The following is a 12,772-nucleotide window of genomic DNA, read 5'->3' as shown; positions in this document are numbered from 1 at the left end:
TGAAATGGTACGCCCTAGAGGACTCGAACCTCCGACCCAATGGTTAAAAGCCATTTGCTCTACCGCCTGAGCTAAGGGCGCATATGGTGCCCGAAACTGGACTTGAACCAGCACGACCATTACAGTCAAGGGATTTTAAGTCCCTAGCGTCTACCTATTCCGCCACTCGGGCATCTAAAATGCATGCTTTATTATAATACATTTTTTGATATTTCACAAACAATTATCTAATTTTTACGATTGAAGAATTTAATAATTTAAATTTATATGAATTAAATGAGAACATAAAGAAGTTATTAAATGTCTCAATGTTTTTAATTTTTGCACACATAACTAGTTCATAAGTTGAAATGCTAATTGCTAAAGTTAAAATTATTGATGCTAATACAATTGCAAATCGAGGAATTGCACGCAAAGGTTCATCATTTTTTGAAGGGTATAAAATTGATAAAACAATTAACATTGTTGCAACTAAAGCAGGGGCAATTAAATCTAAAAATATTACTTTTGAAAAAGTATCTGATCTTAATTTCAAAAAATCAGGATCTTTAAATGCATGTTTTGCAAAATCTTCTTCAATTTCATATTTAAGGTTTTTGTAGTCAATTGAAGTTGGTTCATATTTTAAAATTGAAGCAATAAAATTAATATATTCTTCACGTGTTTGCATTTTATTAGACGTATATAAAGGTAAGAAGCGTGTATCTTTTATTAAAGTTAAATTGTGTTTACTATGTAATGAGTTTAAATAACAATAAAACTCAAAAAAGTTCTTAATTAAAGCTTTTTTTAACATTTTTAATACGGTAAATGACAACATTAAGAGCAATAAACCAATTAAAATCCCGCTTGTTATTAAAATAATAATATCGTTTAAATATCATTTAGCATCAATATTGTATCTATATTGAAAAACAGAAACTATGTAAATTCAAAAAGTAATCGCACAAAGAAAAATAATGCTTAATAAAATTCAAAACCACAACGCTTGAATTGATGGCTTTTTAAGTTCTCTTAGTTCTTTAGTTCTTGCATTCATATCTCTATAAATTTTATATTTTAATAATATATTCTTAACAAAATTGATAAATGTTTGTGAAAGTCAGAATTTTTGTTTGCAAACTAATATTTTTAAAAATACTCATAAAATAAAAAATCAATGACGTGCATTGATTCCAAAATAAGATGTTATTGTGCGTTGATGCTTTCTTTTGCAACATTTTTTCTTCTTAACATTGCTTTGTTTTGTAACTTAGTTTCATAATGCAATTTAGCTGAAGCTTCAATTTTTCTTGCACTCCAGCCAACAAATCCAAAGAATCCATAAATTATGTTTGAAACAATAAATGTTCATAATGGATATGCTAAATAAATTGTTAAATCACTAAATTTTACTTTTCCATTTGTTATGTTTTTAATAGCATCTCCAAATGGGTTTTGTAAACGATGTGAAATATTTAATAAGTTTGGCATAAAGTCTATTTTTCCAGCTTTGTGTAATTGTCAAATAATTTCATTTCCAATTCCTGTAATTGCTCATAAAATCATAAAGATTAAGAATGCAAATCCAACTGTCTTTCAACTAAATTTAATAATATTGTTAATTACTAAAAACATTCCTATTATTAGCATTGCTCCATGAAAAATCATTGAGTGTGTTGAAATAAAAATTGTTGAAGTAAACACATCCCCTGGATATAGAATCATTACAAAGGCGCCACCATAAAGACAATAAACTCCAATAAAATCTAAAATAATTGTCTTAAACATTTTTGTTTTATATGTTACTAAATATAATGGAATGAAATATAAAGGCATTGAACATAATACAAACGGAACAGATCATCTCGTGTCATATTTTCAATATCAATTACCAGAACCATCAATTTTGCTACCTGCATAGAATTGTTTTAAACATTCAATAGTAAATAAAATAATTCAAAAAGCAAATAGTATTCAAAAAGTTGCAATTTCTTTTTTAGTAGTTTTTCATAATGCTGCAATAAGGATTATTGCAATTGTTAAAGAAATAACTAATGAAATAATATGAAATGAGCCTCAAAGTTTAGGTTCACCATTTTTAAACTGTGTACTTAAGAATTCAAATAATTTCTTGTTCATTTTTTTCTCCTAAAAAGTTTTCAATACATTTTGTCTTCTTAAAAATGAACGGTGTTTTAATTTGTTTTGATAATGTGTTTGCGCAGTTTTAATTGCTTTTCTAATACCTAACCCAATAAAACCAAAGATTGCAAAGAATGTATTAGAAGCAACAAATGTAAATAATGGATAGAACCAATAAATTATACTACTTGGAACATATTCTCGACCTAATACTTTAGAAATTGTTTTTATAAATGGATTTGGTAAACGATGTGAAATTTTTAATAAATTAGGAATTTCATTAAATCTTCCTGATTTTAAGGTTCTTCATAAAATTTCATTTATAATTCCAACAGATGCTCATAACACTACAAAAACCGCGAATGCGTAAAACACTGATTTTCAACTTAATTTAACAATGTTGGTAATTACTAAATAGGAACCTAAAACAAGCATAATACTGTGAAAAAAAATTGAATGAACTGTTAAAAAGATATTTGCTTTAAAAATTTCACTTGGATATGATAAAACAATAGCACCACCATACAATGAAAAAATACCCAAGAAATCTAAAATGTAAAGTCTTAGTTTTTTAACCTTATAACATGCTAAATATAATGGAATAAAATAAAGTGGCATATCACATAAAAAGAATGGAAAATAACCGATATAAACATTTTGATTTATTATTCCTAATTTATATTGCTTTAAAACATATCATTGCTTTAAAATTTCGGAAATAACCATAATTGATCAAATTGTAAGCAAAATGCCTAATGTAACGCTATGCTTATTTTTTAATTTTCAAAATAAAATTATAAAGACTGATGCTGTAATTAAACAAATAAATAATGAAGCAATGTGAAAAATGCCGCCAACTTTAGGCATTTCACCATTTTTAAATTCGGTTGATAATCAATTATATAAACTTTTCTGCATAATTTAATTCCTTAAATATGTTAATTTGTAATCCTTAATTACATTTATACGCCTTAAATAAGCGTTGTACTTTAATTTCCTTATATATTGCTTTTTATTCAAAATAATTAGTTTCCTGATTGTAAAGCCAATAAAACCAAAAATTAGGAATAAGCTATTTGAAATTACAAAAACAACTAGTGGGTAAATAAAATATATTGAATAAATTGGTAGAGTTTTTCCTTTTAAAAACTTAGAAATACTTATGATGTACGGATTTGGTAAACGATGTGAAATGCTTAAGAAATTTGGAATTTCACTTAGGACATTTTTTTGTTTTAATTGTCATAAAATTTCATTGATTGCACCAACAAATATCCATAATAATACAAACACAATAAATGCATGATAAACACTGTTTCATTTATAAGCTACAATGTTTGTGACTACTAAAAAAAGTCCAAAAATTAACATGACAGCGTGGAATAAAACTGAATGCATTGTTCAAAAAATATTTGCTTTAAAAATTTCACCTGGATAGAATAAAACAAAAGCTCCACCAAATAACATAAAAATTCCTAAAAAATCTTGAACATACATTTTTACTTTTTTAGTTTTAAATGTAAATAAATAAATTGGTAAAAAATAAAGTGGCATTGCACATAATGTTGCAGGGAATGCTCAAGGTTGGAAAATTCATTTAAATTTATCTTTTGTAGCTTCTGTTGAAAAATAATATTGTTTTAGAAATTCGAGCAAGATTAAAAATATTAATGCAATTAATGTGATTGCAAATAATGTTTTGGGGCTATTTTTAATTTTTCATAATGCAGCAATTAGAATGGTAGCTATTAGAAAGCAAGAAATTAAAATTAGGATGTGAAATAAGTTCCCCACTTTTGGAGTGCCAATCTTAAATTCTGTGGATAATAATTCAATAATTTTTTTGTGCATAGGATTAACCATATTTCAAAATTAATTCCTAAAATAATAACATAAAAAAATGTAAGACATGTATCTTACATCTATATTTTTTAAAATTTCAGGTTTATTCTAATTCATTTTCATCATCATTTGAGTCATTAGATTCATTTGAAATATCGTCAGGTAAAGTCATTTCAATTTCTTTAGTAACTTCAATAAATTCTTCTTTGGTTAATTCTCTATCTTCTTGAGCTTCAGATTCATCATAAATTTTAGCGACACCAACAATTGTGTTATTTTTACCTTTTAGGTTGATTAATTTAACACCTTTTGAGTTTCTACCAACAACTGAAACATCTTTCAATGAGAATCTAATTGCAATACCATCTTTTGACATAATAATTAAATCTTCAACACCATGAACTGTTGCAGCATAGACTAAATCACCAGCTTTTGCACTATTTAATGCTAAAACACCGTGAGAATTTCTTTTCGTTTTACGATAAGTTTCAGCAAGAGACATTTTTCCATAACCTTTAGCACCAATACTAAAGACATATTTACCATCTCTTGAACTTGAAACACTAACAACGCATTCATTATCTGCAAGTCTAATTCCACCAACACCATGTGCTGTTCTTGACATTGCTCTTACTTGGCTTATGTCAAATCTATTAACACGTGAATTTGATCCAGCAATAAATAATTCATCATTGTCAACACCAATTAAAGCATCAATAAGCTCATCACCTTCATTTAGTGAAAGTGCATATTTACCATTACGATTAATTCTTTCGTATTCTGCAATTTTGGTCTTTTTAATAGTACCTTTTTTAGAAACTGTTACCAAATAAGTTCCTTCGTTATATTCATTAATTGAAAGGATTTTAACAACTTTTTCATCTTTTTCAATTGCAGGAATAATGTTAATGATAGGTGTTCCTTTAGATTGTTTAGTACCAACAGGAATTTCGTGACCTCTAACACGATAAACTTTAGCTCTATTTGTAAAAATTAACAAATCGGTATGAGTATTGGCAACTAAAATGTCTTTAATATCATCATCTTGATAAGTTTTTACAGTTGAAGAACCTACACCGCCACGTTTTTGTTCACGATATTCATCAAGATCAATTCTTTTAACGTAGCTATTTGAGCTAACTGTAATAACAACATCTTTTTGTGGGATTAAATCTTCATTGTCAATATTTCCCATTTCATCTCAGTTAATTTCACTACGACGTTTGTCACCATAAGCTTCTTTAACTTCTTGAAGTTCTTTAATAATTAGATCAATTAGTAAACTATGATTTGCTAAGATTGAACGATATTCAATGATTCTTGCATGAACTTGGTCTAATTCTTCATTCATCTTTTCAATAGCAAGACCTGTTAATCTACCTAAACGCATATCAACAATAGCTTTTGCTTGAATTTCAGAAAGAATAAATTCTTTCATAAGTTTTTCTTGTGCTTCTTGGTCTGTTTTTGAGTGTTTAATAATTTCAATGACACGGTCAATATTTTCAATACAAATTTTTAAACCTTCAAGAATATGAGCTCTTGCTAAATCTTTTTCTAAATCGAAATTTAATCTTCTAGTTACAACATCGATTTGGTGTTCCAAATAAACTTCTAAGCATTGTTTTAAGTTTAATAATCTAGGTTCATTTTTAACAAGTGCAATCATGTTAAAACTAAAGTTAGTTTGAAGTCTTGTTAGTTTGTAAAGTTGATTTAATATAACTTCTGGAACATATGTTTTTTTAACATCAATTGTGATTCTAATTCCATCACGGTTAGATTCATCTTTAAAATCAGCAATTCCTTCAATTCTTTTATTTTTAATGTGTTCAGCAATTTTTTCCATAATTTCAGTCTTTTTAACTTCATATGGAATTTCGGTGATAATAATTTTGCTTTTACCATTTTGAAATTCTTGAATATGAGCTCTTGCTCTCATCGTAATTGAACCACGTCCTGTTTTATAAGCTTCAATTAAACCAGCACGATTGAAAATAATTCCACGTGTAGGAAAATCGGGGGCTAAAACATACTCCATAAGTTCTTCAATAGTAATTTCTGGATTTCTAGCAAGTGCACAAACTGCATCAATTACTTCGCCTAAATTATGTGGGGGAATATTTGTTGCCATACCAACAGCAATACCACTAGTTCCCGAAATTAAAAGGTTTGGAAATCTTGCAGGTAAAACGACAGGCTCTTTTTCATTACCATCATAGTTATCAATAAAATCAACGGTATTTTTCTTAATACCATCAACCATAGCAGATGCAATTTTACTTAATCTAGCTTCTGTATAACGCATAGCAGCAGCTTCATCGCCATCAATTGATCCAAAGTTACCATGGCCATCAATTAAAGGATATCTCATTGAGAAATCTTGTGCCATTCTAACCATAGCTTCATAAACTGAGCTATCACCATGTGGGTGGTATTTACCTAAAACTTCTCCGACAATTCTTGCCGATTTTTTATGGTCAGCAGTATGAAACATACCAAGTTCACTCATTGCAAATAAAATTCTTCTATGAACTGGTTTAAAACCATCTCTTGCATCAGGCAAGGCACGTGAAACTATAACACTCATTGCATATTCAATGAATGATGATTTCATAACTCTTGCTAAATCTGTTGGTTTAAGACCATTTGTTTCAGTTTCTAAAATTTGACTTTGAACTTGATAGCCAGCTTTTTCTTGAGGAATGTCTTCTTCCTCGTCATCTTCTTCAACAATTTTGGGTTCTTCAAAAACTTTTTTTATTGTGTCGTCAAAGTCATAGTATTTTTCATCAGTATCATCATTTTGATCATTCTCATTATTATCATTTAATGTTTTTTTGATATCTTCTTCAGCCATGGTATTTCCTTTTAAACGTTTTTGTATATTTATAAAATAAATATATCGGTGTTATATTAAATAAAAATTATAACAAAAATGTTATTTAATTGTAAACAAAAAATTAGTCCAAAAAATATCAAAAAACAAACTCACGAATGAGTTTTAATACTTATTAATAATTGTTTTCTATTCTTTTAAAATTAACTTCATTTTTATCAAAATAAGCAGTTTCAATTTTTTCATATGTAATATTAACAATTTCACCAAGACCTAAATAAGCACCATAGGCTTTTTTAATTAGTTTCTTAGTATAATGCTTAAATAATTTTATGAAAATTTTATAAACATAAGCAAGTTGCAAACAAAAATCAATAGATTTTTTAATAACATTTATTTCATAATCAACGTGAAATTCGGTAGCCAAACTAGTTAAAAAATGAATACCGTCAGCGAATTCTTCTAACATTTTTGTTTGATTAATTTCTTTATGCTTTTTTCAATATTTAAAAAGTTTAACTTCGTTTGCAAATTCACCGAGTTCGACCAAAAGTGCGATAATTTCTTTTTCTCTTAAATTTTTCTCATTTGGATTGATTACATTGTTATGCAAAGTTTCATCCAATTTAATTTGCTTTTCGAAAATAACTTTTAAATTCATAGATTTTATTATATGATAATTTTGTTGAAAATTCCTTTATAATTTATCAAGTTGCTCTAGTGGCGGAATGGTAGACGCAGTTGACTCAAAATCAACCGATGAAAGTCATGCTGGTTCAAGTCCAGTCTGGAGCACCATATGTTTAATTACAAAATGAGATGGCTTATGCCATTTTTTATTACAAAAAATAAAAAGAAAAGCCAAGTATTTACCTTGGCCATTATGAAATAAAGAAATTAGTATATAAAATTTTATTAAGCAAAAATGTTTTTTGTTAAATGTAATTAGGGGTTTTACATTACTAAAACATTTCTACCTAATTATTATTATCATTTAACATCTTTACGAGAAAGAGGCATTGACATGCAACGTGCATTTCCCATTCCAAGTGATAATTGATTTCCTTTGAATGGCAAAACAGTAATTCCGGCATCTTTTAATGCTTCATTTGTTTTTTCGTTACGTGCATATCCAATTACAACACCTGGTCTAATTGCTAGATAGTTTGTACCATCGAAGTGAGTTTCACGAGCAACTTCAATTTCTGTTGCGTGATGTCCAGCAATAGGAATTAAAACAGGTTCTTTTCCAATGATTGACTTCAATAATTTGTCTAGAGGTAAACCATTGTCTTTAGGTTGAGGGTTAGCTCCACCATTTACAAGGTCATAGTCTCAGAATTTAAAGATGTCATTAGCAATAGGTGAATATAAGAATTTGTCTTTATCCAACATTGTTAATCAAGTATCTAGGTGCATTAAGTTTGTTCATTTAGGAACATTAATTGCAACAATACGTTTAAATTCACATTCTTTGTTTGCTTTAATGTTTTTAGCTAACAAAGTAATTGTGTCAAGGTCAGTTCTTTCAGATACACCAACAACTAAAGTATCATTGTTGTAAATAAATACGTCACCACCTTCAATTGACATTTTCATTGCGGGGTCATAGTATCAAGGTGTTTTAACTAGTTTAGGGTGGTTATTAAAAATAAACCTACTAAACAATGTTTCACGTTGTCTTACTTTGTACCTCATGTAGTGAATTGTAACACCATTACCTACTGATGCAAATGGGTCACGTGTGAAATATAGGTTTGGCATTGGGTCAACAATAAGTTCTCTGTCAGCTTTAATACCTAAATCATATTTGGTGATACCAGCCATCATAACTTCGATTAATTTACGTGTTTCTTTGAATGATTTTAAGAACTTCTTAACAGTTGCTTTTAGTTCAGCTGTTAGAACTGGTTCTGAGTCTTCTAGAAATTCATCAATTAATTTATCTTTTGTCTTTTGGTCAACTAAATCATAAGTTTCTGTAACTAAATCAGTTAGTTCAACAACATTGATTTTTTCTTTCTTTAAAGTTGCAACAAATTCTTGGTGTTCTTTTCTAGCGTCGTGGCTTTCAAGAATAGCTGAGAATAGTAATTCATCTAAACGAGATGGAGTAATATAATCAATTTCTTTTCCTGGTTCATGTACTAAAACTGTTTCTAATTCGCCAATTTCTGAGTAAACATGAATTCCATTAAATTTACTGCTAAATACAGACATTTAAGTGTAATCCTTTCAAGTTTAATAATTTTTTGCTTTGTATAAAATTTACCTAAACTAAAAATAATAACAAAAATAATTTTATGGTATAATGTGCTTGTCTTTGTTGAACAAGGGCATTAAAAATTATTTCTAGGTTTCTATTTATACAATAAAATTATACTCCATTAATGAATAAAATCATTTATTCCAAAATATAATGTTTATTTGTTTTATTTAGCAAACTTTGTAATAGTCTTTTTAATATATTTTTTCACTTTTTTCTCTCTTATTTGTATTATAGATTTTTGTTTGTAAAGGAGCATAATATGAAATTCTTTACTATGGTTGACACCGCGAAAGATTTTTTGGGTCATCAAAAAAGTGTTGAATTCGATGCTATTTTTGATAAGGTAAAAGAAGTCTTATTTGACAGCTGAAGAGCCGAAACCCCAACAGAAGTGTCAGATGTTGAGATTATTAATAAAAAACGTGGTGAATTATATAAATTGTTAACTATTGATAGTAGATTCTTTAGAAATAATGACGGTACTTGAACTGCAATTAGACCTGACACACTAGGTAGGGAGTAAATTCCTACCTTTTTTATTGCAATTTTCTATTTAGTTTCATAAATGTTTCACAAAATGTTTTGTTTTTAACATATTTTAATTGATAATTTATAGTATGAAATTAGTAAATATGAAAAAAATGCTTGCAAAAGCTTACAAAGAAAAATATGCTATTCCGCATATTAATATTAATAATTTAGAATGGGCAAAAATTACATTATTAACTGCAGAAGAATGTAAATCACCAATTATTGTTGCATTTTCTCCAAAAACTATTGAATATGTTGGAGGATATCATGTTGCAGCATGATTAATTAAAAATTTAATATGAGATTTAAATATTTCAGTTCCAGTTGCATTACATTTAGATCATGGAAATTATGATGAATGCTTAAAAGCAATTGAAGCTGGATTTAGTTCAATTATGTATGATGGAAGTTGCGAAGAATTTAAGATAAATTGTAAAAATACTAAAGCATTAAGTGAAATTGCAAAAAAGAATTATGTCTCGCTAGAAGTAGAAATTGGAAAAATTGGAGGTTGTGAAGATAATAAATTTGTTCAGGGTGCAATCTCAAATTTAGAAGAAGTTAAAGAAATTTCTAAATTAGATATTTGTTGTCTAGCTATTGGTATTAATAATTTTCATGGTGAATATCCTAAAGACTGAAATGGTCTTGATTTTGAATTATTAAAGAAAATTAATGCAGCTATAAATTTACCTTTGGTTTTGCATGGTGGAAGTCAAATTCCTGAAGAACAAATTATTAAGTCGATTGGATTTGGAATTTCAAAAATTAACATTAATACAGAGCTTCAAATTGTATATGCAAATGCATTAAAGGAATATATGGAAATTAATAATTTAGATGAAAATAGAAACTATGATCCAAGAAAAATTAATAAATTTGCAATGCAAAAAATGAAAGAAGTTTTAATTGAAAAATTTAAGGTTTTTAATTCAATTAATAAGGCAAAATAATGACGAAAAAGTTTAAATATTTATTAAATGTTTCATCACTAGGAGCGATAACATTACCTATTATTTCTATTTCATGCAATTGGCAAAATACTCCAAACACTCCACAAAAACCATCAAAAGATAATAAAGAAGAGTATTTTTCGAATTTGCAGCCTGACAGCGGTATAGATAAATTACCTTATTCTTTATCTAGCAATTTGCAAATTAATTATGCAACAGAAATTATTCCAACTTATATTAGAGATGGGGACACAATTCAAGATAGCAAGGGTAATGTTTATAGGTTTGCAGGCATTGATACACCTGAAACTAGAAAAAAGGAAAATGGTTTATGAGTTCCGACAAGTGGGTTGCAATATAAATATGGAAAATTAGCAACTAATTTTACAGAATATTATATGTTAAATGGCTTATTGCCAAAAAACGATAAATATAAAAATAGACCAACAAAAATATTTGCCATTCCTCAAAAGACAAAAAATGGTAAAACTAATATGACTGATTCATATGGAAGAATTGTTGCAATACTTTATTATCTAGATGAAAATGGGAAATATCATTGCTTAAATGAAAAACTTCTTAAAGAAGGATTAGCACGAAAAGCATATATTTCACTTAATAAGAAAAGCACATATTATACAAGCAATATTTCTTATTATAATTTGTTAACAAACGCTGAAAATTATGCCAAAAATAACAAGTTAGGTTTTTGAAAGGAAACTAATAAATTTGATGAAATATTCCCCCACTAATGTTTTTCATATATAATTTTATTTTGCATTGGGTAAGTACTCAAGTGGTCGAAGAGGCGGTCCTGCTAAGACTGTAGGGGGACGAAAGTTCTCGCGGAAGTTCAAATCTTCTCTTACCCGCCATTTTTTTATTTCTCTTTTTAATAGCAAAATAAAAAACTGGTATTTTTTTCATTCAATACCAGTCCTCTTATTTTATAGAATAAATCCAAAATTAATTTGCTAGGTTAGTTTTAAGAACTTCACCAAGTTTCCTTGTGTGTTCTACTAACTTTTCGATAGCATTTTTCATAATGTTCATTGCAGCTTCATATTTAGGGCCCAATACTGCTTTAGCAGCATTGTAATCATTTTCATTTGTTAAAACAGTTCTTGCTTTTGCAGCAGCTTCAGATTTAACTTTTTTAAGAATGTCAACATATGAATCTAATGCAGCCTTGTAACCATTGTTTAAATCTACTTTATGTTCAGAAATTTCTTTACCAACTTTTTCAAATTGTTCGTTAAAGAATTTAACCATTTCTGTTTTTAAGTCAGCTAGTTTTGTAATTGATTTTGTTGATTCATCTTTACTTAAATAATCAAATACATCACTAACAACAGGAGTCATTGTATCTTTTAAGCCTTTGACAAAATCACCAAGTTCTTTTGCTTTTTCTTCTAACTTTTCTTTTGTTAAGTAATTTTTAATTGAAGCAATACCATCAGTAACTTTTGTATTTGCTGCATATTTTTCAGCAACATCTTTAACAACATCTGCTAAAATGCCATTAATTTTTTCAGTTAATTCAACAATTTTATCATTTGCTATTTTTAAACTACTTGATGAAATAATATTTTCAAATTCTTTTTTGACATTTAAAACTTCTTTGTTTAAATCACCAGCAAAATTCTTTGCAAATTCTTCAACATCTTTTTGCAATTTTGCCTTTACATTAGCATCTGAAATTTTTTCAGATACATTTGCATATTTAGCAACTGATTTTTTGATCATTTGATCTAATGTGTCATTAGTAATGGTTTCCGAATTTTTTAAAAATTTATCAAAAACAATGGTTTTAGATGTAGAAACTTCTTTGGTTTTAGTAAATACTAAGTGGTATTTAACTTCCAATGTTCCTTTTTCATCATCAGCTTTTAATTCTTCAACAACTAATTCATAACCAGTTTTGTTTAATTCAACATCTTTTCGTAACATTTCTTTGGTAATTGATGAAGCTTTAATTTTAGCATCGTGATTGTATTTTAATGAAACACTATCGAATTCAGCTTTTTCACCACAACTAATTGCCATCATAGGCACAATGCTTAGTGTAGCAAGTGGTGCAAACAAGCTAAATAATTTTGCTTTTTTCATATTTTTTTAATTAATAACCTTTCAATGATTTTATAAATTATTCTTCAATTTTATCATTTTTAAATTATTCCTATCTATTAATTTAGTTTTGTCTCAAAAACAAGA

The 12,772-nt window shown here is 27.7% G+C and carries 11 protein-coding genes and 4 tRNA genes; 5 read left to right on the top strand and 10 right to left on the bottom strand.

Annotation, left to right across the window (positions count from 1 at the left end):
* Positions 1-5: 5 nt before the first annotated feature.
* The 8 genes from EXC60_RS01775 to EXC60_RS01740 all read right to left on the bottom strand — a co-directional run bounded on the left by EXC60_RS01775 (position 6) and on the right by EXC60_RS01740 (position 7,466).
* Positions 6-81: transfer RNA gene (locus tag EXC60_RS01775), tRNA-Lys, on the bottom strand.
* A 3-nt stretch (positions 82-84) separates the two neighbouring features.
* Positions 85-172 (bottom strand) — tRNA-Leu (locus EXC60_RS01770).
* Positions 173-223: 51 nt separating this feature from the next.
* A complete protein-coding gene (locus tag EXC60_RS01765; protein ID WP_024544279.1) occupies positions 224-1,039 on the bottom strand; it encodes a hypothetical protein in 816 nt (271 codons plus the stop codon).
* Between the two features lie 149 nt (positions 1,040-1,188).
* Complete coding sequence (locus EXC60_RS06435; RefSeq protein ID WP_024544278.1) at positions 1,189-2,121, bottom strand: TMEM164 family acyltransferase; 933 nt, start codon at positions 2,119-2,121, stop codon at positions 1,189-1,191.
* A 9-nt stretch (positions 2,122-2,130) separates the two neighbouring features.
* Entirely contained in the window at positions 2,131-3,042 is a 912-nt protein-coding gene (locus tag EXC60_RS06430; RefSeq protein ID WP_129619893.1) for a TMEM164 family acyltransferase, read from the bottom strand.
* Positions 3,043-3,045: 3 nt separating this feature from the next.
* Positions 3,046-3,987 (bottom strand): TMEM164 family acyltransferase, encoded by a 942-nt coding sequence (locus EXC60_RS06425; protein ID WP_024544276.1) that lies wholly within the window; start codon positions 3,985-3,987, stop codon positions 3,046-3,048.
* An 82-nt stretch (positions 3,988-4,069) separates the two neighbouring features.
* Positions 4,070-6,826 carry a DNA gyrase subunit A gene (gene gyrA, locus EXC60_RS06420; RefSeq protein WP_024544275.1) on the bottom strand — a complete coding sequence of 919 codons (2,757 nt, stop codon included), beginning with the start codon at positions 6,824-6,826 and terminating at the stop codon, positions 4,070-4,072.
* 154 nt (positions 6,827-6,980) lie between these two features.
* Positions 6,981-7,466, bottom strand: a complete 486-nt coding sequence (locus EXC60_RS01740) for a dUTP diphosphatase (protein ID WP_024544274.1) — start codon at positions 7,464-7,466, stop codon at positions 6,981-6,983.
* 53 nt (positions 7,467-7,519) lie between these two features.
* On the opposite strand from EXC60_RS01740, the gene EXC60_RS01735 reads away from it, so the two are divergent.
* Positions 7,520-7,603: transfer RNA gene (locus EXC60_RS01735), tRNA-Leu, on the top strand.
* Positions 7,604-7,792: 189 nt separating this feature from the next.
* Here EXC60_RS01735 and arcA read toward each other — a convergent pair.
* On the bottom strand, positions 7,793-9,025 hold the full coding sequence (gene arcA / locus EXC60_RS01730; RefSeq protein ID WP_024544273.1) for an arginine deiminase: 1,233 nt from the start codon (positions 9,023-9,025) through the stop codon (positions 7,793-7,795).
* 308 nt (positions 9,026-9,333) lie between these two features.
* On the opposite strand from arcA, the gene rpoE reads away from it, so the two are divergent.
* The 4 genes from rpoE to EXC60_RS01710 all read left to right on the top strand — a co-directional run bounded on the left by rpoE (position 9,334) and on the right by EXC60_RS01710 (position 11,433).
* A complete protein-coding gene (gene rpoE / locus EXC60_RS06415; RefSeq protein ID WP_024544272.1) occupies positions 9,334-9,597 on the top strand; it encodes a DNA-directed RNA polymerase subunit delta in 264 nt (87 codons plus the stop codon).
* A 94-nt stretch (positions 9,598-9,691) separates the two neighbouring features.
* Positions 9,692-10,558 carry a class II fructose-bisphosphate aldolase gene (locus EXC60_RS01720; protein WP_029670616.1) on the top strand — a complete coding sequence of 289 codons (867 nt, stop codon included), beginning with the start codon at positions 9,692-9,694 and terminating at the stop codon, positions 10,556-10,558.
* Positions 10,558-11,310 (top strand): thermonuclease family protein, encoded by a 753-nt coding sequence (locus tag EXC60_RS01715; protein ID WP_024544270.1) that lies wholly within the window; start codon positions 10,558-10,560, stop codon positions 11,308-11,310. Before EXC60_RS01720 ends, EXC60_RS01715 begins: the two co-directional genes overlap by 1 nt.
* Positions 11,311-11,340: 30 nt before the next feature.
* Positions 11,341-11,433: transfer RNA gene (locus EXC60_RS01710), tRNA-Ser, on the top strand.
* Positions 11,434-11,524: 91 nt separating this feature from the next.
* On the opposite strand, the gene EXC60_RS01705 is transcribed toward EXC60_RS01710, so the two are convergent.
* Positions 11,525-12,667 (bottom strand): lipoprotein 17-related variable surface protein, encoded by a 1,143-nt coding sequence (locus EXC60_RS01705; RefSeq protein ID WP_024544269.1) that lies wholly within the window; start codon positions 12,665-12,667, stop codon positions 11,525-11,527.
* Positions 12,668-12,772 lie beyond the last annotated feature (105 nt).

It is taken from the genome of Metamycoplasma salivarium (assembly GCF_900660445.2).
Taxonomy (GTDB): domain Bacteria; phylum Bacillota_I; class Bacilli_A; order Mycoplasmatales; family Metamycoplasmataceae; genus Metamycoplasma; species Metamycoplasma salivarium.
This window is presented reverse-complemented; position numbering and strand designations above follow the sequence as displayed.